At 65.8% G+C, this 26,352-nt stretch carries 27 protein-coding genes; 14 read left to right on the top strand and 13 right to left on the bottom strand.

The features are described 5' to 3' along the window. Nucleotides 1-21: 21 nt before the first annotated feature. The 3 genes from flgA to OXR00_RS17795 are packed head-to-tail and all read right to left on the bottom strand — an operon-like array spanning nucleotide 22 to nucleotide 2,016. The gene (flgA, locus tag OXR00_RS17805; RefSeq protein ID WP_267389572.1) at nucleotides 22-471 is read right to left on the bottom strand and encodes a flagellar basal body P-ring formation chaperone FlgA; all 450 of its coding nucleotides are present in this window, start codon (nucleotides 469-471) and stop codon (nucleotides 22-24) included. Further along, on the bottom strand, nucleotides 468-1,253 hold the full coding sequence (flgG, locus tag OXR00_RS17800) for a flagellar basal-body rod protein FlgG (protein WP_242148400.1): 786 nt from the start codon (nucleotides 1,251-1,253) through the stop codon (nucleotides 468-470). The genes flgA and flgG overlap by 4 nt, the downstream gene beginning before the upstream one ends. Before the next feature lie 19 nt (nucleotides 1,254-1,272). Beyond that, entirely contained in the window at nucleotides 1,273-2,016 is a 744-nt protein-coding gene (locus OXR00_RS17795) for a flagellar hook-basal body complex protein (protein ID WP_242148398.1), read from the bottom strand. A gap of 139 nt (nucleotides 2,017-2,155) precedes the next feature. Here OXR00_RS17795 and OXR00_RS17790 point away from each other — a divergent pair, with 139 nt between their 5' ends. Genes OXR00_RS17790 through OXR00_RS17770 form a run of 5 tightly spaced genes read left to right on the top strand, consistent with a single transcriptional unit; the run spans nucleotide 2,156 to nucleotide 5,090 of the window. Then, a complete protein-coding gene (locus OXR00_RS17790; RefSeq protein ID WP_346732013.1) occupies nucleotides 2,156-2,683 on the top strand; it encodes a flagellar basal body-associated FliL family protein in 528 nt (175 codons plus the stop codon). Continuing rightward, a complete protein-coding gene (gene fliM, locus OXR00_RS17785; RefSeq protein ID WP_267389570.1) occupies nucleotides 2,680-3,696 on the top strand; it encodes a flagellar motor switch protein FliM in 1,017 nt (338 codons plus the stop codon). The genes OXR00_RS17790 and fliM overlap by 4 nt, the downstream gene beginning before the upstream one ends. Then, nucleotides 3,693-4,289: a DUF6468 domain-containing protein gene (locus tag OXR00_RS17780; RefSeq protein WP_267389569.1), complete on the top strand. Its 597-nt coding sequence runs from the start codon at nucleotides 3,693-3,695 to the stop codon at nucleotides 4,287-4,289. The genes fliM and OXR00_RS17780 overlap by 4 nt, the downstream gene beginning before the upstream one ends. After that, complete coding sequence (locus tag OXR00_RS17775; protein WP_267389568.1) at nucleotides 4,289-4,885, top strand: hypothetical protein; 597 nt, start codon at nucleotides 4,289-4,291, stop codon at nucleotides 4,883-4,885. The genes OXR00_RS17780 and OXR00_RS17775 overlap by 1 nt, the downstream gene beginning before the upstream one ends. A gap of 10 nt (nucleotides 4,886-4,895) precedes the next feature. Beyond that, a complete protein-coding gene (locus OXR00_RS17770) occupies nucleotides 4,896-5,090 on the top strand; it encodes a hypothetical protein (protein WP_267389567.1) in 195 nt (64 codons plus the stop codon). Here the strand turns inward: OXR00_RS17770 and OXR00_RS17765 are convergent. Then, on the bottom strand, nucleotides 5,071-5,721 hold the full coding sequence (locus tag OXR00_RS17765) for a UPF0149 family protein (protein ID WP_267389566.1): 651 nt from the start codon (nucleotides 5,719-5,721) through the stop codon (nucleotides 5,071-5,073). The genes OXR00_RS17770 and OXR00_RS17765 overlap by 20 nt on opposite strands. A gap of 155 nt (nucleotides 5,722-5,876) precedes the next feature. Here OXR00_RS17765 and OXR00_RS17760 point away from each other — a divergent pair, with 155 nt between their 5' ends. Next, nucleotides 5,877-6,146: an HU family DNA-binding protein gene (locus tag OXR00_RS17760; protein WP_242148385.1), complete on the top strand. Its 270-nt coding sequence runs from the start codon at nucleotides 5,877-5,879 to the stop codon at nucleotides 6,144-6,146. Nucleotides 6,147-6,470: 324 nt separating this feature from the next. Here OXR00_RS17760 and OXR00_RS17755 read toward each other — a convergent pair whose 3' ends face one another. Beyond that, the gene (locus OXR00_RS17755; protein WP_267389565.1) at nucleotides 6,471-8,411 is read right to left on the bottom strand and encodes a glycoside hydrolase family 97 protein; all 1,941 of its coding nucleotides are present in this window, start codon (nucleotides 8,409-8,411) and stop codon (nucleotides 6,471-6,473) included. Nucleotides 8,412-8,764: 353 nt separating this feature from the next. Between OXR00_RS17755 and OXR00_RS17750 the strand changes: the two genes are divergently transcribed. The 3 genes from OXR00_RS17750 (at nucleotide 8,765) to OXR00_RS17740 (ending at nucleotide 14,204) form a co-directional block, all read left to right on the top strand. Then, nucleotides 8,765-9,589, top strand: coding sequence for a fumarylacetoacetate hydrolase family protein (locus OXR00_RS17750; protein WP_267389564.1), 825 nt, complete (start codon nucleotides 8,765-8,767; stop codon nucleotides 9,587-9,589). 90 nt (nucleotides 9,590-9,679) lie between these two features. Beyond that, complete coding sequence (locus OXR00_RS17745) at nucleotides 9,680-12,649, top strand: TonB-dependent receptor (RefSeq protein ID WP_267389563.1); 2,970 nt, start codon at nucleotides 9,680-9,682, stop codon at nucleotides 12,647-12,649. 139 nt (nucleotides 12,650-12,788) lie between these two features. Continuing rightward, nucleotides 12,789-14,204, top strand: a complete 1,416-nt coding sequence (locus OXR00_RS17740; RefSeq protein ID WP_267389561.1) for a glycosyl hydrolase family 28 protein — start codon at nucleotides 12,789-12,791, stop codon at nucleotides 14,202-14,204. A gap of 107 nt (nucleotides 14,205-14,311) precedes the next feature. Here the strand turns inward: OXR00_RS17740 and OXR00_RS17735 are convergent, their stop codons facing one another. Both OXR00_RS17735 and OXR00_RS17730 read right to left on the bottom strand, forming a co-directional pair. After that, nucleotides 14,312-14,998 (bottom strand): hypothetical protein, encoded by a 687-nt coding sequence (locus OXR00_RS17735; protein WP_267389559.1) that lies wholly within the window; start codon nucleotides 14,996-14,998, stop codon nucleotides 14,312-14,314. A 418-nt stretch (nucleotides 14,999-15,416) separates the two neighbouring features. Continuing rightward, entirely contained in the window at nucleotides 15,417-15,554 is a 138-nt protein-coding gene (locus OXR00_RS17730; protein ID WP_267389558.1) for a hypothetical protein, read from the bottom strand. A gap of 179 nt (nucleotides 15,555-15,733) precedes the next feature. Between OXR00_RS17730 and OXR00_RS17725 the strand changes: the two genes are divergently transcribed. Then, on the top strand, nucleotides 15,734-15,991 hold the full coding sequence (locus OXR00_RS17725) for a hypothetical protein (protein ID WP_267389557.1): 258 nt from the start codon (nucleotides 15,734-15,736) through the stop codon (nucleotides 15,989-15,991). A gap of 7 nt (nucleotides 15,992-15,998) precedes the next feature. On the opposite strand, the gene OXR00_RS17720 is transcribed toward OXR00_RS17725, so the two are convergent. After that, complete coding sequence (locus tag OXR00_RS17720; protein ID WP_267389556.1) at nucleotides 15,999-16,913, bottom strand: NAD(P)/FAD-dependent oxidoreductase; 915 nt, start codon at nucleotides 16,911-16,913, stop codon at nucleotides 15,999-16,001. A 104-nt stretch (nucleotides 16,914-17,017) separates the two neighbouring features. On the opposite strand from OXR00_RS17720, the gene OXR00_RS17715 reads away from it, so the two are divergent. Further along, a complete protein-coding gene (locus OXR00_RS17715) occupies nucleotides 17,018-17,449 on the top strand; it encodes a DUF488 domain-containing protein (protein ID WP_267389555.1) in 432 nt (143 codons plus the stop codon). A 48-nt stretch (nucleotides 17,450-17,497) separates the two neighbouring features. Here OXR00_RS17715 and OXR00_RS17710 read toward each other — a convergent pair whose 3' ends face one another. Continuing rightward, the gene (locus OXR00_RS17710; protein ID WP_267389554.1) at nucleotides 17,498-17,677 is read right to left on the bottom strand and encodes a hypothetical protein; all 180 of its coding nucleotides are present in this window, start codon (nucleotides 17,675-17,677) and stop codon (nucleotides 17,498-17,500) included. Nucleotides 17,678-17,802: 125 nt separating this feature from the next. On the opposite strand from OXR00_RS17710, the gene OXR00_RS17705 reads away from it, so the two are divergent. Further along, nucleotides 17,803-19,815 (top strand): PAS domain-containing sensor histidine kinase, encoded by a 2,013-nt coding sequence (locus OXR00_RS17705; protein WP_267389553.1) that lies wholly within the window; start codon nucleotides 17,803-17,805, stop codon nucleotides 19,813-19,815. 88 nt (nucleotides 19,816-19,903) lie between these two features. Further along, nucleotides 19,904-20,920 carry an LLM class flavin-dependent oxidoreductase gene (locus OXR00_RS17700; protein WP_267389552.1) on the top strand — a complete coding sequence of 339 codons (1,017 nt, stop codon included), beginning with the start codon at nucleotides 19,904-19,906 and terminating at the stop codon, nucleotides 20,918-20,920. A 38-nt stretch (nucleotides 20,921-20,958) separates the two neighbouring features. On the opposite strand, the gene OXR00_RS17695 is transcribed toward OXR00_RS17700, so the two are convergent. Continuing rightward, nucleotides 20,959-22,308, bottom strand: a complete 1,350-nt coding sequence (locus tag OXR00_RS17695; RefSeq protein ID WP_267389551.1) for an FAD/NAD(P)-binding protein — start codon at nucleotides 22,306-22,308, stop codon at nucleotides 20,959-20,961. Between the two features lie 79 nt (nucleotides 22,309-22,387). Between OXR00_RS17695 and OXR00_RS17690 the strand changes: the two genes are divergently transcribed. Next, entirely contained in the window at nucleotides 22,388-23,452 is a 1,065-nt protein-coding gene (locus tag OXR00_RS17690; protein WP_267389550.1) for a spore photoproduct lyase family protein, read from the top strand. On the opposite strand, the gene OXR00_RS17685 is transcribed toward OXR00_RS17690, so the two are convergent. The 3 genes from OXR00_RS17685 to OXR00_RS17675 are packed head-to-tail and all read right to left on the bottom strand — an operon-like array spanning nucleotide 23,440 to nucleotide 26,343. Then, nucleotides 23,440-24,756, bottom strand: a complete 1,317-nt coding sequence (locus OXR00_RS17685) for an AarF/ABC1/UbiB kinase family protein (RefSeq protein WP_267389549.1) — start codon at nucleotides 24,754-24,756, stop codon at nucleotides 23,440-23,442. The two genes, OXR00_RS17690 and OXR00_RS17685, sit on opposite strands and share 13 nt — an antisense overlap. After that, nucleotides 24,746-25,252, bottom strand: a complete 507-nt coding sequence (locus tag OXR00_RS17680) for a metallophosphoesterase family protein (protein ID WP_267389548.1) — start codon at nucleotides 25,250-25,252, stop codon at nucleotides 24,746-24,748. Before OXR00_RS17680 ends, OXR00_RS17685 begins: the two co-directional genes overlap by 11 nt. Continuing rightward, the gene (locus OXR00_RS17675; RefSeq protein ID WP_267389547.1) at nucleotides 25,249-26,343 is read right to left on the bottom strand and encodes a spore photoproduct lyase family protein; all 1,095 of its coding nucleotides are present in this window, start codon (nucleotides 26,341-26,343) and stop codon (nucleotides 25,249-25,251) included. The genes OXR00_RS17680 and OXR00_RS17675 overlap by 4 nt, the downstream gene beginning before the upstream one ends. Nucleotides 26,344-26,352 lie beyond the last annotated feature (9 nt).

Below are 26,352 nucleotides of genomic sequence, written 5' to 3'. Positions count from 1 at the left end.
ACCCTTTGTTTGCGCAGCGTCTCACGAAGCCGCGAACAGAACCTTGCCGGTGCCCGACACCACCGCGTCGAGCGTGCGTCCGGTGGCGTTGCTGAACACCCGCACCGCATCGCCCATCCCGCCGCCGGACAATGCACGGCCGGGCGCGGTGATGGTCAGCGCGCCGCTGTGCACCAGGATCGACACCGGCTCGCCGCGCCGCACCAGCTGCACCGGCAGCGTATCGGTCAGCCGCACCGGCGACCCCGCCGCCAGCGCGCGCGTCGCCTCGCGGCCCACCGCATCGCTCGCCCGCAGTGCACCGCGCGCCTGTGCGGCGGGCAGCGTGCCGCGTTCGAAATCGGCTTGTGAAAACGCTTCGCCGCGCCCGACCGGGCGGGCGAGCACATCCGCCTCGGCGGTCGGCGCAACCTGCGCGAGCGCAGGCGTGGCGACCAGCGCCAGCGCGGCGAGGAGGTGCCGCGCGCTCACCGCAACTGGCTCGTGGTGGAGAGCATTTCATCGGCGGTCTTCACCACCCGGCTGTTCATCTCATACGCCCGCTGCGCGGTGATGAGCGCGGTGATCTCGCTGACGGGGTTGACGTTGGATGCTTCGACGAAGCCCTGCATCACCGTGCCGAAGCCCGGTTCGCCCGGCGCCGCCACGGTCGGCTGACCCGAGGCGCTCGTCTCGATGAAGCGGTTGTCGCCGGTCGCCTCCAGCCCCGCCTCGTTGACGAAGGTGGCGAGTTCGAGCTGGCCGACCGTCTGCATCTGCGCATTGCCGGCGGTCTTGACCTGCACTTCGCCAGTCTTGGAGATGGTCACGTCGACCGTGCCCTGCGGGATGGTGATGCCGGGCTGCACCGGCAGCCCGTCGGTGGTCACCAGCTCGCCCTGATCGGACACTTGCAGCGTGCCGTCGCGGGTGTAGGCAGTGTCGCCCGACGGCAAAGTGACCTGCAGGAAGCCGTGGCCCTGGATGGCGATATCATAGCGATTGTCGGTCTGGTTCATCGCGCCCTGCTGCGCCACGCGGTACACGCCGCCGGTGCGCACGCCCGAACCGATCTGGATGCCGACCGCGGTCTTCGCCTCGGTGCCGCCGCTGGCAGCACCCGGCCGCTGCACCTGTTCGTAGAGCAGATCCTGAAACTCGGCGCGCTGCCGCTTGAAGCCGGTGGTGCTCATGTTGGCGATGTTGTTAGAGATCACATCGACGTTGGTCTGCTGCGCGAGCATGCCCGTCGCAGCGATCGAGAGGGAACGCATGGGTGTTTCTCCTTAAATCTTAGCTGATCCGGCTGAGCCGGCCGATCGCGGTCTTGCGCAGGTCGCTCATGCTTTCGGACATGCGGATGCTGTTCTGATAGGACCGCAGGATATCGATCATGTTGGTCGTCTCGATGATCGGCGAGACGTTGGATTGCTCGATGCCGCCGGTGCGCAGGCTGGTCTCGCTGGCGGGCAGCACGCGGCCGTTCTGCGCCGCCATCAGCCCGTCGCCGCGCGGCGTGACGCTGGCCTCGTCGTCGAACACCGTCACCGCGAGCCGGCCGATATCGCCGGTTTTGGTCGAGATCGTGCCGTCCTTGGCCATCGCCAGCTCGCCGACCTGTTCGGCCGGTATGTTGATCGGCGACCCCCCCTCGTCGAGCAGCTTCTGACCCGCAGACGTGACCAGATCGCCGCTGTCCGACACCCGCACATAGCCCGCGCGGGTATAGGCGGTGGTGCCGTCCGCCGCCTGCACCGCGAAATAGCCCGGGCCGTTGATCGCCGCGTCGAGCGGGTTGCCGGTCTGTTCGAACGCGCCGCTGGTGGTGTCGTGCACCGGGCGGTAATCGAGCACGAACGACACCGGCTTGGCATCGTCCACGCTCGCCTCGCGCGTATTCTCGACCTGTTCGTGGAACACCGGCTGCTCGCGCCGGAATCCGGCGGTGCTGGTGTTCGCCATATTGTTGGAAACCACGTCGAGCCGCCGCTTCAGCGCCTGTTCCTGGCTGAGCAGCACGTAGCTTGAGATGTCCATCCACGCCGTCCTGAAAAATGTGCAGGCCGGAAAATTTTGCCGACCTCCATCCTATAATAGACGAGAAACGAGCGTCGGCGGTGTCGGCGTCCACGAAAATTCGGATCGAACCCAGGGGGCTGCCCAAGCGATGTCCAAGATGGAGAAGATTACCGCCGCGCCCGAGGAGGAAGACGGCGCGCCAGCAGAAGCCCCCAAGAAGGGCAAGAAGAAGCTCGTCATCATCGGTGCGGCGGCAGCGGTGCTGCTCGCCGGTGGTGGCGGTGGCGCGTATTTCATGCTCGGCACCGCATCGGCCAACAGCCATGAGGCCGATGCCGCCCCGGCCGAAGCTGCGTCGTCCGAACACGGCGAAGGCGCCGAAACGGCGCTGGTCGACGTTCCCGCGATGGTCGTCAACCTGCGTACCGCCGGCGGCGACCAGCGTTACCTGAAGATCCACTTCATGCTGGTGCCCAAGACGGCGGCGGCGGGTGAAGCGGTGAAGGGCAAGCTGCCCGCGATCATCGACGCCTATCAGCCGTTCCTGCGCGAACTGCGCCCGGAGGATCTCGCCGGTGCCGCCGCCGTGTTCCGCATCAAGGAGGAACTGCTCACCCGCGCGTCCGACGTGATGGGCACGGGCAAGGTCGAGGACGTGCTGATCCAGGATCTCGTCCAGCAATGAGCGACGCGGTCGATCTCGATATGGAGGAGTTCGCCGCGCCTGAGGCACCGGTCGAACTCGCGCCGTTCGACCAGGCCGGCATCGACGCTCTGTTCGGCGACGTGCCGGTAGAACAGGAGCGCCGCGCCGGGCTTCGCGCCGTCGTCGAATCGCGCATCATCAGCCACGAACGGCTGCCGATGCTCGAGGTCGTGTGCGAAAAGATGGTGCGCTCGTTTTCGTCGAGCCTGCGCAGCCTCACCTCCGACGCGATCGACGTCAGTCTCGAAGACATTACGTCGGTGCGGTTCGGCGACTTTATGGAACGCCTGCCGCTGCCGGCGATGATCGCGGTGGTGCGGGTCGACGCTTGGCAGAATTACGGCATCATGACCGTGGATTCGAGCCTGATCTACGCCACCGTCGATGCGCTGCTCGGCGGGCGGCGCGGCAGCCCTGCGCTGATGATCGACGGGCGCGACTTCACCACGATCGAGACCAATCTCGTCACCCGCATGATGAACCTAGCGCTCGACGAGTTCGCCACCGCGTTCGAGCCGATCGCCCCGATCGATCCTACGCTGGAGCGGATCGAGACCAACCCGCGCTTCGCCGCGATCGCCCGGCCAAGCAACGTCGCGGCGGTCGCCACCTTCCGCGTCGATATCGACGGACGCGGCGGCAAGTTCCAACTGCTGTTCCCCTACGCCACGCTGGAGCCGGTGCGCGCCAAATTGATCCAGCGCTTCATGGGCGAGCAGGTCGGCCGCGAGAACATCTGGCAGAGCCATATGGACCAGGAACTGCGCCGCGCCGACATCACCCTCGAAGTCGTGCTCGGCGAACGCACGCTGCGGCTCGACGAGGTGCGCACTTTCAAGGTCGGCCAGACCATCGCGCTCGACGCCGTTCCCGACCAGCCGCTGGAGATCCAGTGCGGCGGCGTCGGCCTCGCACTGGGGCAGGTCGGCCAGCGCCGCAACAACATCGCCGTCAGCCTGCTCACCGGCATCGCCCCGAGGAAGAAGAAATGAGCTTTCCCCTGTTCGCCAATATCGTGACGACGATCCTGTGCCTCGCCGTGCTGGTGCAGAGCGTGCGGATGATGCGCAGCCTCAAGGCGGTCGGCAACGATCAGATGGGCAGCGTCGTCGCCGCGCTCGACGAATCCACCGCGCAGGCGCGCGCCGTGCTGTCCAGCCTGAAGCATACGCTGGAAGGCGATTTCGCCGGCAGCGTGAAGCTGGTGCTGGAGGGCCGAGAGATTCGCGACGAGCTGAAGATGATGATCGAGATCGCCAATTCGATGGCTGAACGGCTGAGCGATTCCAGCCGCCCCGCTGCCGACGCCGGGACACGGGCGTCCTTCGAAGACCCTGCGCCAAGCCCGATCGAGCGCACCCCAGAGCCGCTGCTCGACGATCTGTTTCCAGAGCCCAAGCCGCAGCCAGTCACGCCGCTGGCAAGCGAGCCACCTGCCCGCGCGCCACGTTCACCCGCCAAGCCGATGAGCAAGGACGACATCGCCGCCAGCCTTGCCGAACTGCGCGCGGTGCTGTCGGGACCACTCGGCCGCACTGCCCGCGCTACCCAACTCAGGGCCGAAGCTCAGGCGGAGGCAGCATAATGGCGCGCCGCCCGCTCCTCCTCATGCTGACCGCCGGCGCCGCCGCGGTCGGCGCGTTTGCCAACGGCATGGACGCCGTGGCCTCGCCCGAAGCGAGCGCCGTCGCGCAGCCGGTCAGCCGGTTGGGCGCATCGATCGCGCAGGATATCCAGCAGCGCAATGCCGCCGCCGCGCAGCAATCGCGCGAGCTGCAACTGCGCGAACAGATAGTCAAGGCGACCGAGAACCGAATCCAGGCCTCGCTGAAGGCGAAGCAGCAGCAGGATGCCGCCGCTGCGGCGCCGCAACAGCAGGCGCCGGCGCACGCGACGCCCGCAGCACCCAGCGAAATCGATTCGCTCGCGACGATCTACGGCGCGATGAAGCCGGCCAAGGCGGCGGCGGTGTTCGAACAGCTCGATCTGGACGTGCAGGTGATGGTCGCCAAGCGCATGCGCGAACGATCGACCGCCGCCATCCTCGCGGCGATGAGCCCGACCGGCGCGGCCAAGCTCAGCATGGCGATGGCCGGCCGTCGCCCGACCATTCCCCGCCCCGCTTTTTCGGCCGCCCGTCCGATCGGCGGCGCTATGGCGAGCGCAACCGCGAAGCGCTGATGCAGACGCGTTGACACTGTACGCCGCGCGACCGGGCCATGATCTTGGCTTCGGCAACCTTGACCAGACCCTCGACGTGTGGCGGCCGACCGGTGTCGCGGGCAAGGTGCTGCCGGTGCCGATCTTCTACGCGGGCGGCTGGGTAGCCGGCTTGCTGGACGCTTATGGTGCCAGCGTGTGCGGGTTCAGCCGCAACAGCGCTTGAACTTCTTGCCCGATCCGCAAGCGCAGGGATCGTTGCGGCCGGGCTTGGCGGAGGCTGCGGGCGCCGCCGCTGCGTCACGCCCGTCCCTTGCGAACAACCGCAGCACGTCGGCCGGGATACGCGCCGGCGCGGTGTCGCAAATGGCGTTGATCTCGTCGGCGGTCAGCGTGGCGGCATCGCTGGCCACCGCGATCAGCGTGCGCAGATCGGCCAGCGCGGCGGCAGCATCGCCCTGCGCCGCCGACCAGCTTTGCGGCCGCACCTCCATCGCCATCGCAAAGCCGCCGATCCATTCTTCCCACAACGGCTCGCCGTTACGCGGATCGACATCCAGGATCGGCTGATGCCTGCCGCGCGCCAAATCGCGCAGGATTTCATCCAGGCGCGCCTGCACCATGTCGGCGAACAGCCGCACGTCGAGAGGATCCTCAAACGGCGCGCCCTCGCCATAGGCACCGCCCCAGATTGGCGGCAGCCATTCGTCCACCACCATTCGTTCCGGGCAGACCGCGACCGCGGTAAGATAGCCGTCGAGTTCGGTCAGCAGCAGCGGATCGTCGATCGGCAGGTCGGCGAGAATTTCGTCGAGGCGGCGGAAGCGCGAAGGGAACCGGAAAATCGGAGAGGGCATATCCCCATAGGCGCTAACTTCACGATTTGTGCAGGCTATTCGGTATTCTGGCGTCATTTGGGACGGAAACGGACTACGCCGATCACCACGTCGATTGCGTAAGCACCGGCTATCGGTAAAGTCCCGCCAGTTTTTCGAAAGGGAGTACGAAGATCATGAACATCGCCGATCTGACCAAAGGCGTCGCAGAGGCGACTGGCTCGACCGACGCTGACGCGAAAAAGGCGATCACGGCCGTATTCGACCAGATCGCGAATGCCGCAGCGAAAGGAGAGGAAGTCTCCATCCCGGGGTTCGGCAAGTTTGCCGTGAAGGATCGTCCGGAGCGTCAGGGCCGCAATCCGTCAAACGGTGAGGCGATCACCATCGCGGCATCGAAAAAGGTGGCATTCACGCCCGCCAAGGGGCTGAAGGACAAGCTCTGATATCAGCGTGGCGGCCACTTCGGGCGACAGCCGGGTACACGTGGACGCAGAGCATCCACTGACCCTTGGAAACGCTCAACTCACGGAACAGCGCTTGCTGCTCGAGTGGTATCTAGCCAGTCATATCCCAAGCCGACCGAGACGAGCGATCGTTTAAGGCGGTTGGACGGGGCCGAAAGATTTTCTTTCGGCCCCGTTTTCTTTACCGCTCGCCAAGAGGCTGAACGTCGATAGTTCAAGGACGCATTGCCGATCCGTACCGCGGCAAAAACGCCGGACCAGCGCGTCTGCACCAAGCAGTCCGCCGCGTCCGGTAATCTCGCTTCAGCGATCGCGAACCAACGTCAGGACCGCACCGCCACTCGGCGCCAGCGGCACGATGAGGTTGCCATCGGCAGAGAGGATGCCCGTACGTCGGTCGATCGCGACAGGAGCCTTCCCGTCGACCCAAGCCTGCACGCGCCACTTGCCTGTGCCAAGAAACGTCAGTGGCAACGAAACCGTGCGGCCATGTTCATTCGTGATCATGCCCACGTACCAGTTTTTGCCGTGGCGTCTCGCAACCGCGATCCATTCGCCGAACGCGCCAGCGATACCGCGCGTCTCGTCCCAGACGGTCGGCACCTCTTGCAGAAAATCAACGCCCGGCGCCCAATTGCCATTCGAGGTGTGGTAGGCGACGGGCGCATCGGCCAGCACCATCAGCGGGCTGGGAAAGACCACAAACAAGGCGAGTTGATGCGCGCGGGTGGTCATGACTTCAGGCGCCGGCGCGCGGTATCGGAATTCTGCCGGTGTTACGTTGCGAAATCCACCGGGGGTATAATCCATTGGGCCGATCGTGGCGCGCGAATACGCGGTGCGCACGTTGTAGCCGGCCGTAACATCACGGCTCCAGCGGTTGTATTCGTTGCCCATCACGCCTTCCTGCGTGATGTAATTGGGATACGTACGGTCCAGACCACGCGGCACGAACGCGGCGTGCAGATCGACCAGGAGGTGATGCCGCGCGGCGCTTGCGAGCAAGCGATGGTAAAAGGCGACGACGTCCTGGTCCTGCCGGTAGATGAAGTCCGCCTTCATGCCGGCGATGCCCCAGCGCTGCCACTGCGTGAGCACGGGCTCCACCCGATCCTTCACCGAATTCCAGTCGGCCCATAGTATCAGGCGAACGTGCCGCTGGGCGGCGTACCGCACAAGCTCGGGTATATCGATCCCTGCGGCCGACGCGGTCACGTCGGCGGGCGTGTTCGGGTCTGACTTGGCCGCCCAGCCTTCGTCTATCAGATAATATGGCAGATGCATCCGCGCGGCGAAGTCGATGTAGCGCCGATACGTTGGCATGTTGTGACCGGCGTTGGGCACGTCTGGCGCGAGCAGTCCCGACCACCAGCCCCAGGCTGCCTTGCCCGGCTTTACCCATCCTGTATCACTAATGCGGGACGGTGCAGCCAGCCTGTCTACGAGCCGGTTGGCAATCATCTGTTCCGGCCGATCCGCGATCATCACCACGCGCCACGGCGTGGCGAACCCTTGGCGCGGCATCGCGATCTTCACAGACACGGCATCGTTGTCGGGGCGCGGCGTGAGACGAACGGCGATCGCGCTACGATCCCTGATGCCGGTCAGATATGCAGCCGAGTAATTCTCGATGTTGCTTTCGGTGAGGGCATAAATCTCTCCGCCGCGACCGGTGACGCAGGTGAGCGGAAGGTCGTAGAGTTCGCCTGGCGCAATATCCCGAGCTTGTACGACAACCTCGTCACCCTCATGACTGTTAAAGTATTTCTTATGCCGGACGCCGAGGCATTGATCGTTGCGTGGCACTACGAAACGGGTCTGCTCAGAGGCGAGCTTGATCAGCGGGATCGTGCGCTGTGGCGGAATGATAAGCCTGAACGCGGCGCCATCATCGCAGGCGCGCGTCTCCAGCCGGATTTCTCGCTGCAAACCGCTGCGTTCGCGCGCGGTCATGATTCCCTGCGCACAGTCGCTCGCTCCGGCGGGGATGCGCGACCGGCTGAGCAAGGTCAAAGCGCCGAACGGTTGCCGGGCTAACTCCAGGCTCACTGGCGAAGGCGCGATGAGCAGCGACGAGCCATGCCGTATTGCAATCACCAACCCGCCGCTGCGCGTCACGTCGGATTTGATGGTGACATGCCTGCTGCGAGAGATGACGTAATCGGCTGTCGTTTCCCTTTGTGTGAGAGGCGTGCAGCTTGCCAGGGCGGCCACACTGGCGAGGCCGCCGAGAACCTTTTTCATGCAATTTTCCGACTGGATGATGGACTCCGGCAGCGCCTGCCAGAAGATCGCAACGGCTGCGACCCGAAAGGTGAAGGCCGTGCGGCTTCAACGCCGATTTGGCAGCGCGCCCGGCGTCGCTTCAGCACCGCATGTTGGCTGCTGAGCCAAAGTGACGTGATGAATATGGAGGTGAAAAAATCTGATGACACCGGTGCCAAAACGTGAAAGTAACAGGATCGTTAGAAAAGAGCGAAGCGATCTGCGGTCGTTCGGGAGAGGGTGTTTAGGAAAGGCAGCGTTCGGCATGGTCCGGACGGGGCACCTGCATGCTCGTTCCGATTTCGTCTCGATGGATAACTCGGAGAGGAGGGGTGTTCACTTTGTTGAGCAGCGAGCAGGCAATAGCGCAAGCCTTCGTCACCGCGCGCCAAGACGCCCGTGCGATCTCGGACTATCCGGGGGTACGTCCCACCGATCTTGACACCGCTTACGCCATTCAGGCGCACGCCGTAGCGAACTGGCCCGATCACGTAGCCGGATGGAAGGTCGGCAGGATCCCGCCCGATCAGGTTCCCGCGCTGGGTGCGGTGCGGCTTGCCGGGCCGATCTTCAAGCGACAGGTGGTGGTCGCGATCGGTGATGCAACCGTCGACATGCCGGTATTCTGTGGCGGCTTCGCAGCGGTCGAGGCGGAATATGTCGCAGAGATCGGCAGCGTGCCAGCCGGCAAGACAAGCTTCACGCACGCGGAAGCCGCCGCGCTGGTCACGCATCTATATTACGGGATCGAGATCGCCAGTTCGCCGCTGGCGAGCATAAACACGGACGGTTCCGCCGTGACGATATCCGATTTCGGCAACAATGCCGGTCTGGTGTTGGGCCCGGAAATCCACGACTGGCGGGCATCGGGGTATGAAACGGCACCGGTATCGGTCAGCCTGAACGACGAAGAGGTCGGCACGGGAACGGCCGCGGCGATGATGGACGGCCCGATCGGCGCGGTCCGCTTCCTGCTGGAAACCGCAGCCGAACGCAGCCTGCCGCTGAGCGCCGGGATGCTCATCTCGACCGGAGCGGTCACCGGCGTTCACGAGGCGGCGGTGGGCGCCAAGGCGACCGTCACGTTCGGCGGCACCGTTCGGCTGTCGTGCAGACTGGTAGGCGCCACGCCCAACGGCAGTGACGAACCGACCTGAAATCTCGCCGCCGCAAGATACCATGAAGATCATTAAACGATCCGGTCAGAAGCCGAACAGGCCCGCCGGATAAAAACGAGAGGGGAACCCATGAAAGCACAGATCACCAAGCTTGCGCTTTGTTCGTCGGTCATCGCGTTGGCGGCAGGTGCCGCGTCCGCGCAAACGGCACCGCCGGGGCCCGGGACCACACCGTCGGCACCCCAACCGGCCTCGGTCGAGAACGACAGCCAGACGGCAACGTCGCAGAAGGGCGATCCGGTGGCGAACCCCGAAGACATCATCGTCACCGGTTTCCGTGCCAGCCTTGCCTCGGCCATCAATGCGAAGCGCGAGGCGATCGGCGCGATCGACGTCATCAAGGCGGAGGACATCGCCAAGTTCCCGGACAACAACCTTGCGGAATCGATCCAGCGCGTTCCCGGCGTGTCGATCGCGCGCGATGCCGGCGAAGGCCGCAGCATCACCGTGCGCGGTCTGGGTGCGCAATTCACGCGTATCCGCATCAACGGGATGGAGGCGCTGAGCACCACGACCTCCACGGACAGTTCGGGTGGTGCGAACCGTGGTCGCGGCTTCGACTTCAACGTGTTTGCATCGGAACTGTTCAGCTCGATCACGGTGCGCAAGACGCAGTCGGCGGAGGTCGACGAAGGCTCGCTGGGCGCGACCGTCGATCTTCAGACCGCGCACCCGCTCGATTACAAGAAGACGACGTTCGCGGCATCGGTGCAGGGCAATTACAACGATCTGCGCAAGGCGGTGGACCCGCGACTCGCCGGCCTGTTCACCACTAAATTGTTCAATGGCACCGTCGGCATCCTTGCGTCCGCCGCCTACTCGCGCAGCCGTAAATATGAAGACGGCGCGGGCTCGGTCGGCTTCGATACCACCGGCACCAATGGTGGCTATTGCGCACCGGTCGGCTACGCGCCGACCAACCCGCCGCTGTCGGCGTCGACCGGCACGACCGCGACCTCCTGTTCGACCGGCGTCGCCCGCCCGGCCAATACGCCGGGAAACGTCGCAGCCTATAACACCGTCGCCGCCGGCGGCGGTGCGAACGTCCATGCGCCACGGCTGCCACGCTATGGCCGGCTGACGCACGATCAGAAGCGGCTGGGCCTGACCGGTTCAATCCAGTGGCAACCGAGCAGCCACACCTTGCTCACCTTTGACGCGCTCTACTCGAACTATCACGCGACGCGGGAGGAGAACTTCATCGAAGCATTCTCGTTCAGCCGCGCGCTGTCGAATAACGGCAAGCCGCAGACGGCGGTGCGCCAGGCGGAGGTGAACGGCGCGGGTGACCTCGTGTATGGCGTGTTCGACAATGTCGACATCCGTTCGGAAACGCGGTACACCGATTTTACCACAAAGTTTCAACAGTATACGCTGAACGGCAAGCAGGATCTGACGAGCTGGTGGACGGTGACGGGTGCGATCGGATATTCCAAATCCGACCTTGAGGTGCCGATCGACACGACGTTGACGATCGACCGTCCAAACAGCCAGAATTACAGCTGGGACTATCGGCAGGACAGCCGCCACCCGATCCTCAACTACGGCTTCGACGTCACCAATCCGAGCAACTTCGGCTTCATCAACAACACGTCCGAAATCCGGCTCAGCACCAGCAGTTCGGTCAACACCTTCAAGAACGCGCAGTTTCAAAGCAATATGAAGCTCGTCGAGGGGCTCAACCTGAAGCTAGGCGCATCGTACAAGCGTTTCGAATTTAAATCCTTCGCCACCTCGCGCGCCGCCAATTCGCTGCTCGTGCCGGCGCTGCCGGCGGGCACGACCGTCGCCGATCTGACGCGCGTCCTGACCGGCTTCGGCGAAGGCTTCAAGGTGCCCTCGCCGACGCCGACCTCCTGGGTCACGCCTGATGTCGGCAAGTTCGTCAAGGTGTTCGACATCTTCTCGAACACTGGCACTTTCACGCAGACCGGCGTCACAAACAGCAGCGCGCGCGGCAACATTCGCGGCGTAACGGAGGACGATAAGTCCGGCTACGGGCAGGTCGAGTTCGACGGCGATACGCTGTTCGGCTTCCCGCTGCGCGGGGATGTCGGCGTGCGCTATGTCGTGACCGATCAATCCTCGAACGGCTATCAGCTTGTCGGTTCGGCGCCGGTGCTGGTGACGGCGAAGCGCAGCTACGACAATTGGCTGCCCTCGCTGAATCTTGCGTACTCGCCGACCAGCAAGCTGATCTTCCGCCTTGGCGCGTCGCAGGTGATCGCACGGCCCGACCTTGGCAATCTGACGCCCGGCGGATCGATCACCGTGACCGGCGCCCGCAGCGTATCGGTCGGCAATCCCGATCTCGATCCGATCAAGGCCAAGACGCTCGATCTCGCGGTCGAATGGTATCCCACCCGCGACGCGTTGCTGTCGGGTGCGTTCTTCTACAAGAAGATCAGCACCTACATCCAGACGCTCCAGCAGGATCTGCCGTTCGATCAGCTTGGCCTCGATCCCGCGCTGCTCGCCAATTCCACCACGGTGACGAGCGACATCTTCACCTCGCGCCGGCCGTTCAATACGCCGGGTGGTCCGCTCAAAGGCTTTGAAATCAACGCGCAGACGGCGTTGCCGTTCAATTTCCTGCCGGATTGGCTCAACCATTTCGGTGTGCTCGCGAACTACACGCACGTCACCTCGAAGATCAATTACATCCTGACGAGTGCGGGCGGCGTGCCGATCCTCACCACCACCGCCGCACTGGTCGGTCTGTCCAAGAACGCCGCCAATGCCACCGCCTATTTCGACGACGGCCGATTCTCGATCCGCGGCTCGATCGCGTATCGCGGCGGCTTCCTCGTCAGCGTGCCCGGCGGCAACACCGGCAATGATGTGAACGGGCAAAGCAAGATCACCACGATCGACGCCAACCTGTCGTATCAGCTCAACAGCATCGTCAAGATCACCGTGCAGGGTCTCAACCTGACCGACGCAGCGGTCGACCAGTACCAGGGGTCCGACCGCAACAGCCCGTTCATCAACACGCATACCGGCCGCCAGATCTACTTCGGCGTAGGCGTGAAGTTCTGACCTGATCTCCCCACTGGAGGGGCGGCGCCAGCTGCCCCTCCATTTTGTCCTGTCACCGCAGGCGCGGCAGTTCCCCTGAGGTAACCTGCGTCTGTGACCTGAGGGTACGCCGCATCTGCGTGAAAGCTATGGGGTCGTTATGATGATAGAACGCCGTTCGCTTCTTTCCATCGGCGGAATGACGGCGCTCGCCGCTGCGGTCATGCCCGCAGCGGTCGGTGCGCGACACGTCGGCCGGGCCGCGCCTACGTTGCCGCAGCGTCGGCGCAAGCCGCACACGGGTGTGCGGCTGGATCCACGGGCGTTTGGCGCGACCGGCGATGGCATCACCAAGGATACGGCGGCAATCCAGCAGGCGCTCGACCGGTGCGCGGTGTTCGGCGGCGGCGTGGTGGCTCTGGCGGGGGGCACGTTCCTGACCGGCGCGGTGCGGATAGGCTCAAATACGGAACTGCGGATCGAAGCAGGCGCGACGTTGCAGGGGTCTGCCGATGTGGCCGATTACCCGATCGTACAGGTACGATGGGAGGGGAGATGGGTGCCGGGCCATGTCGGCCTGGTGTGGGCGCAAGACGCGCGCGGCATCGTGCTCAGCGGCGATGGCCGGATCGTCGGATCGCGCGCGATCCCCGGGCGCATGGCACCATCAGGGCTGCGCAACCCGGCACTGCTGGAGTTCGTTGCCGTGCATGGACTGGAGGTGCGGGATCTCGTCACCGAACAGAACGACATGTGGTCAATCCACCCGGTCTATTGCACCGATGCGACCTTCAGCGGGCTGACGATCAAAGGCGGCGCCGACGGGATCGATCTGGATTCCTGCCAGCGCGTGGAGGTGCGCGGATGCGATTTCGACACAGCCGATGATTGCATTTCGCTCAAATCCGGTCGGGGCATGGAAGGCGCGATGCTCGCCCGGCCGACCGAGGACGTGACGATCACCGGTTGTACGTTCCGCGACCGCCGCTGGGCCTGCATCGGCATCGGCAGCGAGACCTCCGGCGGCATCCGCCGCGTTCTGGTCGAGCGGTGTACCTTCGTTTCCGCATATACCTTCAGCATATATATCAAAAGCCGACCGGGTCGCGGCGCGTTCATCGAAGACATAACGATGCGCGATCTCGATGTAGCGGGCGCCGGCGGCGGCTTCCTGCGCCTGAACTTGCTCGACAGCGGAAAACAGGATCCGTTCCCGGTTCCAGGACCGGCAGGTATCCCGACGGTGCGAAACCTTGTTTTCGAGCGTGTGCGGGTAAAGCATGTTCCCGTGCTGGTCGAAGCGGTCGATATCCATCCGGACAAACCGCTGAACCGCTTCGTGATGCGCGACTTTGCCGGCATGTCCGGTCGTGGCATCACTCTCGCCAACATGCGCGATGTCGTGCTGGATCGGATCGACGTCGCCGTCGCTTCAGGACCGAAGATCGCTGCGTCCGGTGTGAGCGGCCGTGGGCTGGACGGAGCGGAAACGCTCCCGTCGGTGCCGCGCCCGCCTCCCGTCATTCAGGAGGCGGGGCAGTATCGGCTTGGTCAACCATCCGGTGCGCCCAACTAGGAGCGATACCTTCAGAAAGGGTCGCTTACGGATCCGCCGAGAAAGTCATCGGACGCTTGCTTGTCGTTGTCTCTGCCCAACATCCTGCGTGACGAGGGCGCGCCGCGTCAGGGGGCTTTGACTACCGGCGTTTCGGCACCCGCGACCGGCGCCGTAGCGGACGTCGTCACCGAAGGCGAAGGGGTCGCAACCGCGATCGGAGCTGCGTCAGGCGTGGGAACGGATGGCGGCGCGGCCTCCGGCGTGGCCCCGCCAGTCCCGTCCAGCGTCACCATCGGCGCTGGTGCCGGCGCCGCGACCGGCGTATCGGTGGTGCCGGCAACTGCCTGCGCCGGTTTATAGTGATCGCGCCAGGTATCGAATGCCGCGTAGAAAGCGACGAATGGCTTATCCAATCGCAGCAGGGCCGCACGGGCGAAGGTTGGCAGATCGGCATCCGTGACTTGACCGACCTGAGCGATTTCTAAGCGCGCGACCGCGCAAAACTCCAACCGCATCGTCGGTTGACTGTAGAAATTGTAAATCCGGGTCTGGTTATCGTCGTACACCCGCCGCCAGTCCGCCCAGCCGGGGGCCTGCCATTCCTTCAGGTACGTTTGCAACACATGGTCGAGCACGGCGGCGTGCGTCGTGATCCACGTGTTGTAAGGCTGCACGACACCGCCGCCCGCGCGATCGCAGCCCAGCGCGGCGACATTCAGCGCATTGCGCAGGTGCCACACGGCGGCCGAGTCGGTGTTGTTGATATTGGGCGTGCCGTAGGTGCCGTTCGCCAGTTTGGGCGGGATCTTCATGCCGAGGTAGCCGCCTATCGGCATCGGCGGCGGTGGCGGCGGCAGCTTCACGACGATCGGCGGTGGCGGTGGCGCCACCGGCGTCGTAGCGCAACCGGCCATGCCCAGCGCCAGTCCAGCCAGCAGGCCCCAGCCAAGGATCGCACGCAAAGTCATCGTCGTGTCCAGATAGTCCGTCGCAGCGCGCTTAGCGCGTAACGGATGAACGCTGCAAGAACGATGGTGCGATCAAACAGTCCCGCGCCGGGTGGCGAAACACGATCGACCGTCCCTGCAACTCGGTGGCTCAACTGCCGGTCCGGGAGCGGTGATCCGTACAGCTGCGCGGAGCGTCTACCATGCAAAGGACCGACGATACCTCAGCCGCCGTTGGCCGAGCTTTCTCATCGTGGAGAGAGACCGCCTCCCCCGTGTGATTTCAACCCTGTGGGCTGTCTTTGGTCGGAGCGGGCGTCTCATCCGATCCTTCGGCCGGATCGGTGCTCGATTGCCCCGCGTTCTCGGGCGACAGCGGTGCGTCAGCGTCGTGGTCTTGCGCGATATCGGTTCCTGGCATGGCGTGTTGCTTTCAATGGGGTGTGCGTTCTCATGATAGCGACTGACCTCGGGTAGAGTTCCGCATTACCATTGATTTGCACGCAGAAGCACAAGGTCGGAGGCTATAAGCCCGCCTCTGGCGCGCATACGTCTGTGGCGTTAGACCTTGTCGCCACGAACGCTTGCTGGAGGTGCCCGATGTCTGACGATTACGCCCATGGCCGGCGTGATGGTCTGCGCCTCGCGCTGGCGATACTGGCGTCCGAAGAAGCGAAATGGTCGGCATTGCTCGGCGAGAGCCGGTCTTGGCGTACGAACGCCACGCGGGAGGTTCGGCACAAGACACTGCAAGTCGCGCAGGCCCGCGTGCAGACGGCACTCAACCGCCTCACGCCCAAGACATCGGTGGAGATCGACCCGGAACTGGCGTCCGCGCTCGACAAGGTCGGGCTGTGATCGCGCGTCAGCGGACGAGCGGCCGCACCTTGGCGAGATCGTTGCGGATCGTGGTCGCCGCGACGCCTGCTTCACCCATCGCGTGGCTGATCTGGTCGAGTCCGCGTGCGACGTCCCCGGCCGCGTAGAGGCCCGTAATACTGGTGCGCTGATGGTCGTCCACGACGAGGCAGCCGTCCGGGCCGGCATCCGCGCCGATGCTCACGGCAAGTTCGGAGCGGATGACCGAACCGAGTGCCGGATACACCGAATCGAAGCGCAAAGTGCCGCCTGGTGTGGTGACGAGCATCGCGTCCCCCTCGATGCTCAGCGGGGCGCATGGGCCGTCAACGATCGCGATGCCGAGGTCCTGTAACCGCGCCCGTTCATCGCCCGATAGGGCATGATCCGCATCTGGCGAAATCAGCGTCACGTCGCGCGTGTACATGCGGATGAACACCGCCTCCCTGACACCGTGGGCGTGTGTGCCGATCACGCCAACGCGCTGGTCGGTGACCTCGTAGCCGTCGCAGATCGGGCAATAGCGCAGCAAACCGCGCGCCAGCGCGAGATCGTGCAGATCGGGCGCGATCGGCGGACGGTTGTTGACGACTCCGGTCGCCAGCAGCACCGTCCGCGCGGGGATCCAAGTGCCATCGACCAGCGCCTCGAACAGCTCCCCATCGCGCCGCAGCGTCTCGATGACGCCGGGCGAAACCGTCGCGCCGAACTCCGCCGCCTGTTCGCGCATCCGAGCGAGGAGGTCGGTGCCGGCGATGCCGCCGGGGTACCCGGCGTGGTTGCGCGTGCGCGGTATCCAAGCCGCGCGGCTTCGTCCGGCATCAACAACGTGCAGCCGCAGGTGAAACCGCGCGAGATAAATCGCGGCGGTAAGCCCGGCCGGGCCGCCGCCGACCACCAGACAATCCACGGGTTCTGTCACATTGCCCTCCGCTACATGAGCCAAGTTCAGCGCGTCACCGGCCACGCGGTTCCCAAGCGTGCGGGGGAGGTGTAGTCGAACGCGACATGATGGGGACGAACAGCATGCGCATCTTCACGATCGGCTACGAGGGTGTTGCGCAGGCTGATCTCGTCGCGGCGCTGACCGCCGCCGGGGTGACGCTGCTGGCGGATGTGCGCGCCGTGCCGCTGTCGCGGCGGCCGGGCTTCTCCAAGAACGTGCTGGCGGCCGGTCTGCGTGAGGCTGGCATCGACTATATCGGGCTGAAGGCGCTGGGCACGCCGCCCGAGGGGCGAGAGGCCGCGCGTAAGCACGATCACGCGCGGCTTGCTAGTGTGTATGCCGGGCAGCTCGAACTGCCGGAGGCGCTGGCGCAAATGGCGCAGCTGCGCACCCTGGCGACAGAACGACCGACCGCGCTGTTGTGCTTTGAGCGCGACCCATCCGGGTGCCACCGCTCGCTGTTAGTTGCGGCGGCGCTGCCGGAGGCGGATGTCGTCGACCTCTATCCATAAGGACCGCCGCGTTATCGCCGCCGATCAGCATCCCTCAAACGCGAACGCTCAAACGTCCGGCGACGGCACACCGAGCTTGTCGGCGATCTCCGCTGTTTCGGCATCGCCTGGCGGTTCGGGCATGTCCTGTCCGGGGGCAAGCGCATCGTCGGCGATGCCCGGGCCGGTGCCGGCAATCGTCTCGTCCAGTGGCCGCGCATTGCTGCCCGACGTTCGGGATTCGTCCATGACATTCTCCTCGTTCGTGTCATCAACCGTATCGGTCTGCTTGCGTTCCATGGGGACGCGAGGATGGCGCTGCGGCACGCGCTGCCGACTTTCGCGAGCGTACGGTTGCCGCCGTTGTGGAGGATATGGCGAACACGGATCTGCCGGTTGGCATGCCTGTCCGCGTCCGGTATCTCACCCGCAGCGTAGCAATGGTTGAAGTGTCCGTGGATCAGAACCGTCAGTTGGAACATCTCGGTGGCGACCGCCGTTTCGAACTGCTCGTTAACGCGATCAAGGATTACGCGATCTACCTGCTCGATCGTGACGGCTATATCGCGAGCTGGAACGCCGGAGCAGGCCGCTTCAAGGGCTATCGCGCCGACGAGATCATCGGTCAGCATTTCTCCCGATTCTACACCGATGAGGACCGCGCGCGCGGTCTGCCGCAGCGTGCGCTCGAGATCGCGCGGACGACCGGCACGTTCGAGGCCGAGGGATGGCGCGTGCGCAAGGATGGCACGCAATTCTGGACCAGCGTCGTCATCGATCCGGTGGTGGACGAGAATGGCACCCTCATCGGCTTCGCCAAGGTAACCCGCGACATCACCGACAAGCGCGCCGCCGAGCGCGCGCTGCTGGAAAGCGAGCAACGCTTCCGGCTGCTCGTCCACAGCGTCCGCGATTACGCGATCTACATGCTCGATCCGCTCGGCCATGTCAGCAACTGGAACCCTGGGGCGGAGGCGATCAAGGGGTACACCGCCGACGAGATCGTCGGCCAGCATTTCTCGCGCTTCTACGTCGAGGAGGACCGGCAGGCCGGCGAACCCGAACGCGCGCTGCGGGTCGCGCGCGAGATGGGCAAGTACGAGGTCGAGGCGTGGCGCCAGCGCAAGGACGGCTCGCGCTTCCGCGCCGGCGTGCTGATCGACCCGATCTTCGCCGAATCCGGCGAACTCGTCGGTTTCGCCAAGGTGACGCGCGACCTGACCGAACGCTGGCAGGCGCAGCAGGAAACCGAGCGCGCCCGCGAGGCGATGGCGCAGGCGCAGAAGATGGAAGCGGTGGGCCGGCTGACCGGCGGGGTCGCACACGATTTCAACAATCTGCTGACCGTGATCCGCTCCTCCGCAGACCTGCTCAAGATGCCGGGCCTCACTCCGGGTAAGCGCGAGATGTATCTCAACGCGATCTCCGACACGGCCGATCGCGCTGCCGCGCTCACGTCGCAACTGCTTGCCTTCGCACGGCGCCAGCCGCTCAAGCCCGAAATCTTCGACGTCGGTCAGCGGATCGTCGCGATGCTGCCCATGCTCGAAACCAGCGTCGGCTCGACCGTGCGCGTCACCATCGACGCGAAGCAGGCGGGCGTCGTCAACGCCGACCTCAACCAGTTCGAGACGGCGGTGCTCAACCTCGTCATCAATGCGCGCGATGCGATGCCGGCGGGCGGTGTGCTGTCGGTGACGAGCCGGCTGGTCGGCGCGCTGCCGGCGGTACGTGGCCACGGCGCGGCGACCGGCCGGTTCGTGGCGGTGCGGGTGGCGGACACCGGCAGCGGCATCGCGCCGGAAACGCTGAAGCAAATCTTCGAGCCGTTCTTCACCACCAAGGCGCTCAACAAAGGCACCGGGCTCGGGCTCAGTCAGGTGCACGGTTTCGCCAAACAGTCCGGCGGCGAGATCGACGTGGAGAGCCAGCCGGGCCGGGGTGCGGCCTTTACCTTGTACCTGCCCGTCGCTCGCGAGGATCAGATCGCCGCCGCCGCGCCCGCCCGCCAGATGCGTGAGCAGGACCTGACCACGCTGCGCGTCCTGCTGGTCGAGGATAACGAGGCGGTGGGCCAGTTCGCGCGCGGACTGCTGGAGGAGCTCGGCCAGATCGTCACCTGGGCGCCGAATGGCGAAAGCGCGCTAGACCTGCTCGAAGCGGCAGCGGACAAGTTCGACCTCGTCTTCACCGACGTCATCATGCCTGGGATCAACGGTCTGGAACTCGCGCAGACCATCGCCGCGCGCTGGCCCGATCTCGAAGTGGTGTTGACCAGCGGCTACAGCCACGTTCTCGCCGAGGAGAGCGACCACGGCTTCACCCTGTTGCGGAAGCCCTATTCCGTCGAGGGATTGATGAACGTGCTGCGTCTGACCGGGCGCTAGTCGCCGGGCGATCGGTGCACGCGCGGCGACGGAGCGTTTCGCGAACGCGTGGTCGACAGCCCCGACTGGCGGCACCACATCCTCGCTTATGAAAAACATCGGTTTCCTGTCGTTCGGGCATTGGTCCGAATCGCCCCACTCCGCCACGCGCTCGGCCTCGGACGTGTTGCTGCAATCGATCGACCTCGCCGTTGCGGCGGAGGAGATCGGCCTCGATGGTGCGTACTTCCGCGTTCACCATTTCGCGCAGCAACTCGCCTCGCCGTTTCCGCTGCTCGCGGCGGTGGGCGCTAAGACCAGCCGGATCGAGATCGGCACCGGTGTGATCGACATGCGTTACGAAAACCCGTTCTACATGGTGGAGGATGCCGGTTCGGCGGATCTCATCAGCGGCGGGCGGCTCCAGCTTGGCCTTAGCCGGGGTTCGCCCGAGCAGGTGATCGAAGGATGGCGGCATTTCGGCTATGCGCCGGCCGAGGGCGAGAGCGATGCGGACATGGGCCGCCGTCACGGCGAGGTGTTCCTCGATCTGCTCGACGGCAAGGGTTTCGCCCGGCCCAATCCGCGCCCGATGTTCCCCAATCCGCCCGGCCTGCTGCGGCTGGAACCGCATTCGGAAGGGTTGCGAAAGCGGATCTGGTGGGGGTCAGGCGCGAACGCCACCGCCGTGTGGGCGGCGCAGAAGGGTATGAACCTGCAAAGCTCCACCCTGAAGGCGGATGAGAGCGGTGAACCGTTCCACGTCCAGCAGGCGCGGCAGATCCGACTCTACCGGGAGGCGTGGAAGGCGGCCGGGCATGATTGGCAACCGCGCGTTTCCGTCTCGCGCTCGATCTTCGCGCTGATGAACGATCGCGACCGCGCCTATTTTGGGCGGGGCGAGAGCAGCGACCAGATCGGCATCATCGATTCGATGCGCGCGGTGTTCAGCCGTTCCTATGCCGCTGAGCCGGACGTGCTGGTGAAGCAGCTCCGCGAGGATGAGGGGATCGCGGAGGCGGATACGGTGCTGCTGACCGTGCCCAACCAGCTTGGCGTCGAGTACAACGCGCATGTGCTGGATGCCATTCTGACGCACGTCGCACCGGCACTCGGCTGGCGGTAATCGGATTTCGTCGGACGGGCACAGTCCGCGCCGCTCGGTTACAGCCCCTCCCAGCCGACCCATTGCGCGTTGGCCAGGCGGCGCGCGACCGACCAGCTCTGCACGCGGATGTCGGGCACCGCGACGATCTCCCAAAATTCCCCGCGCGTCATGGGCCCAAGCGCATAGAGCCAGTCGTTGCCGGTGCCGTCGGTGGCGACCGTGCGGCTCTGCGCATCGACGTCGATACCGATACGCAGGGTATCGGGGCGGATCGTGCCGCGTGCGACCAGCGCGCGCAGCAACGGCTCGTCGGCGCGGAGCAGATCGCCCTGCGGGCCGGTGCAGTTGATGATGCGGGCCGGGCGGAGCGTTTGCGCGTCCGTCTCGCCACGCGGGCGCCATGACACGGCGAGGCAATGACCCTCCGCCTCGGTGCCGAGGATACGCCCGCCGCAGATCGTCAGCGTGCCGTCGCGGCGCAGCGCCGCCAGCGCATCGGCGACCGAGGGGGCGATGCGATGGCGGTGGATGTCCCACCACGGCCGCAGGTGGCGGAGGAAGCGCGCGCGTTCGACATCGCTGGCGGCGCGCCACATATCCTGCGTGAAGCGGCGCAACTCGTCGATGGCGGGGCGCCACCCGATCTCGTTAGCGCGCGCACGCACCCGGCGGAGCAGCGCCGCACCCGTCTCGCGCGGGCGTTCGCGCAGCGGATCGGCGGGCGCGCCGGCGGCGGCGTGGGGGTGCGGCAACTGTCCGCGCCGCGACATCGCCACGATCCGCCCGGCGAAACCGCGCGCGCGTAAAGCGAGCACCACGTCCACCATGGTCAGCCCGGTGCCGAGCGCCATCACCGTGTCGCCCTTGCCGAGCCCGTCCAGCGCACCCTTCGCCCACGGATCGGGCGCGTAGAGATGGGCAGGCAGATCACCCATGCCCGGTGGCGAGTGCGGCGGCAGGTTGCCAACCGCGAGCATGACGGTATCGACGGTGACGACACGCCCGTCGGCGAGCGTGACGTGGGTGCAGCCGTCCGCGCGCACCACATCGACCGCGTCGCCGTGGACGATCTCCAGCCGCCCCGCCGCCGCCGCCTGCGCTTCGCCCAGCAGATCGCGCAGGTAATCGCCGTAGCGCAGGCGCGGCACGAACGGGTTGGGATCGGCCGACACGTCGCGCGCGGCCAGCCAGCGGCGGAAATGCTCGGGATCGTCGGGGAAGGCGCTCATGTTGGCGGCGCGCACGTTAAGCAGATGGGCGGGGTGCGCCGCGCCGTAAGCCAGCCCCTCGCCGGCGGCGGCATGCCGTTCGATCAGCAACAGCTTGGCATCGCCGTGGCGGAGCAGGTTGATGGCGGCGAGCGTACCGGTGAAGCCGCCGCCGATGATCGCGATGGTGTTCGTCATGCCCCGCTCCATCGCATCTCCGCGCGGCGATTGCGAGGGCTCGCGCGGACCCGGCCGGCGGCGCCCGCGTTGAACCGACATGGCCCTGCCGCGCACGCTGATCGACCCCCGCCTGATCTACCTCGAACCCGCCGTGCGCGATTACCCGCGTGGGCGCGAGGTGCTGGCGCGCTTTCCCGCTGCCGAGCTGGTCGAGGTGGCGAGCCACTGGAAGATCGAGCAGCTTTCCGACCCCGCGCTCGCCGAGGATTGGCTGCGGGTGAAGCGCGAAATCCTCGTGCTCGGCGTGAAAAAGGGGCTGGCGATGCGGCCCAACGGGCGATCGGCCGACTTCATCGCGCCGTCCTCCTCGAATGGCTGCGCGATGGCGTGCGCTTATTGTTACGTCGGGCGGCGCAAGGGCTATGCGAACCCGATCAGCATCTTCGTCAACATCGACGATATTACGCGGGCGCTGGCGCGTCATGCCGCCAAACAAGGCGTGAAGCCCGAGCCGAACACGATCGATCCGGTCGATTGGGTGTACGATCTTGGCGAGAATGGCGATCTGTCGCTGGATGCCGCGCTGTCGGACAACGTGCGCGATCTAGTCGCGGCGTTTCGGGACATCCCGAATGCGAAGGGATCGTTCGCCACCAAATACGTCAACCGCGATCTGCTTGACTATGATCCGCAGGGTTGCACGCGCATCCGCTTCTCGCTGATGCCCGAGACGATCGCGAAGATCGTCGACGTGCGCACCTCGCCCGTGTTCGAGCGGATCGCCGCGATCAACGATTTCGTCGCCGCCGGTTACGAGGTGCACGTCAACTTCTCGCCGGTGATCGTGCATGAAAACTGGGAGCCGGAGTGGAAGGCGCTGTTCGCCGAGCTGAACGACACGCTCTCCCCGGCGGCCAAGGCGCAGCTCAAATGCGAGGTGATCTTCCTGACGCACAACGAAGCGCTCCACGACACCAACCTGCAATGGCACCCGCGCGCCGAGGAATGGCTGTGGCGGCCCGATATCCAGGAAACCAAGTGGAGCCAGTCGGGCATGCGCAACCTGCGCTACAAGGTGGCGTGGAAGCGGCAATGGCTCGACCGCTTCCTCGGCTGGCTGGGCGAGGCGATGCCGTATTGCACGGTGCGTTACGCGTTCTGATACGCCTCGATCATTCCGCGCACCTCGACCTTGGCCTTGAGCCGCGCGCACAGCAATGCGGTGCCGCTGATCTTGCGCTGCACGAACAGCGTGTCGATAGGGGGTACGTGCCAGGTCGCGCGATCCTCCGCCATGGCCTGCGCCTCCTCGCGGATCACGCCGACGAAGCTGCGGTCGCCGAAGTCGAACGGGCCTTCGCGCGTCATCTCGCCGAGGATCACGTCGATCATCCGGTCGACCGCCGGGCGGTGCCGCGTCACCGCCGGTTCCCCGAGGAACCCCGCCGCCACCGCCGCGTCGCGCACCGCATCCCGATCGCCAACGAGCCCGGCCATCAGCAGGCGGTGATAGCCGGCGCGGGTTTCCGGCAGAATATCGCGGGTCGCGCCGAAATCGAGCAGCACCAGCCTGCCGGTGTCGGCCTGCCAGCGATAATTGGCGAAGTTGGGGTCGGTCTGCATCGTACCCCACGCGAACAGTTCGCGTAAGACCAGCGCGATCAGCGCGTGCGCGGCGCGGTCGCGTTCTTCCTGCCCGCGTGTCTCCAGCGCCTCGATGCGTTCGCCGGTGATGAAGTCCATCGCCAGCACGTTGGGGGTGCTGAACGCGGGCTCGGCAGCGGGGACGATGTAGGCGGGATCGTCACCGATCAGCGTGCGGTAGCGTTCCAGCATGGTGCGTTCGCGCGTGTAATCCGCCTCCTCGTGCAACTGCCGCTTCGCCTCGGTGAGCAGCGGCGCGATGTCGACCTCGCGCGGGAGCAGCCCGGAGACGCGCAGCAGCGTGGCGACGTTGTCGACATCCGCATCGATGCTAGCCGCCACACCGGGATATTGCACCTTGATCGCGAGGATACGCCCGTCGGGCAGTTCGGCGCGGTGGACCTGCCCGATCGACGCGGCGGCGACCGGCTGCGCCTGGAAATGCCGGAAGCGCCGCCGCCAGTCGCGGCCCCACTCGGCGATCAGCACCTTGTCGAGCTGTTGCGGCGGCATGTGGTGCGCATTGTCGCGCAGCCGCGACAGGATGCGGGTGAGTTCCGGCGGGAGCATGTCGCCTGCGTCCATCGAAATCATCTGGCCAAGCTTCATCGCCGCGCCGCGCAGATGGGCGAGCTGATCCGCCACCCGCGTCGCATTGGCGGGGGTGAGCAGCAGGTCGCTCATGCGCGGGCGTTCGCCGCTCGCCAGCTTGCGCGCGCCCTCCGCCACCACGCCGCCGGCGATGCCGCCCGCCATCCGCCCGAACCGGCCGAGCCGCGACAGCCGCCCGCTCGGGATCGCGCGTCCGTTGTCATCCGCCATGCTGTGTGTCCTTGCTGGCCAGCACCGCCGCGAGGGTGGCTGGCGTGTATTCGTGAACGTCGACGCCGACATCATATTGGCGCGGCATCGGTTTCAGGCGGCCGTGGCTGTGGCCGTGCAGGTTGAGGCTGCCGCGATGCTGCCCGTTCCACGATCGGAACGGATAGTGGCACAGCACGAGCTTGCGCCCGTCCAGTTCGATCTCGGCATAGTCGCCGACGCTTGCCCAGCCGTCTGCGGCGAGCGTGGTGTCGGAATCGTTGTTGCCGCGCAGCAGGTGCTTGCGGCCGTTCAGCCGCGCCAGCCAGCCCGCCACATCCGCCGGGCGCCGCGCGACATCGCCGAGGTGCCACACCTCATCCTCAGGCGTGACGGTGGCGTTCCAGCGCTCCAGGATCAGGGCGTCCATCTCGGCGATGTTCGCGAACGGGCGTTTCCAGATGTTGATGGTGCGGTGGTCGCCGAAATGGGTGTCGGCGGTGAAGAACACGGTCATGTCCAGTACAACACCCGCGCGAGCGGCAGCGCGGCGGCGATCTTTTCCTCGAAGAAGCTGCGCAGTTCGCGCATCGTCGCAGCGTCATACACGAGTTTCTCGCTGCCGAACTTGGTGCGTTTGATGGTGCGCCGGTCCATCCCCATGTCGAGCGACGAGCCGGGATACCAGCTTTCCAGCACCGCCTTCGATCCCGGATTGTAGCGGTGGGTGATGAGTTCAACCGTCAGGTCGAGCGCGGGCAGATCGGCGAGCGCGGTGGCGGCATCGTCGATCAGCGTGGCGTATGCCTCGCGCCAGCCGTCAGCGGCGATGATCGGCGCGATCGTCAGCCCGATCGGATAGCCCGCCTGCGCCATCTGCCGCAGCGCGCGCAGCCGCTCCGCCACCGGTGAGGTGCCGCCCTCGAACCGCGCAAAAGCGCGCGGGTTGAGCGAGGCGCGCATCCGCGTGCGACCGTTGTGGGCGAGGCCGAGCAATGGCGTGACATCGGCGAACTTGCTGGTGAAGCGCAGCTGCGCGTCCGCCTGCCAACTGCCGAACCAGGTGATCGCGGTGGAGAGCGACCCCGTCAGCGGTTCGAGCGCGAGCGGATCGGTATAGCACGACGCCTCGAACGTGGTGCCTTCGTGCGCGCGCGCGGTGCTGCGCGAGGTGATCGTGCCCTGACCGAGATAGGCGGGCACGGCGGCGAGGATCTCGTCGAGATTGGCATAGACCCGGGTGATCGGCGGGCCTTTCAGCGAGCCGGCGAGGTAGCAATAGCCGCAATGCGCCGGGCAGCCCTCGGCAAGATCGACGCGCCAGTCCGCGCTGGGCGCGATCGGCTGGAACTTGCGCTTGGAGGGGGGCGCGACGACCACCGCGAGCGTCGCCTTGGCCGCGGCATAGGCCCGGCGCGGATCGTCAGGCAGATCGAGCGACAGCCGATCGTTCGCCAGCTCGATCACCTCTACGCCGCGCGCCGCCGCGCGTCCGGCGATGGCGCGCGCGTGCGGCCAGTCGCGCGCGCTGCGGGTCAGCAGCACCCGGCGCGGCAGCCATTCACGCGCGCTTTCACGCGGGGCGGGATCGGGGCGAGCGGGTGTCATCCCACCCTA

Origin of the sequence: Sphingomonas sp. GC_Shp_3, assembly GCF_026540945.1 — a bacterium.
GTDB lineage: Bacteria > Pseudomonadota > Alphaproteobacteria > Sphingomonadales > Sphingomonadaceae > Sphingomonas.
This window is presented reverse-complemented; position numbering and strand designations above follow the sequence as displayed.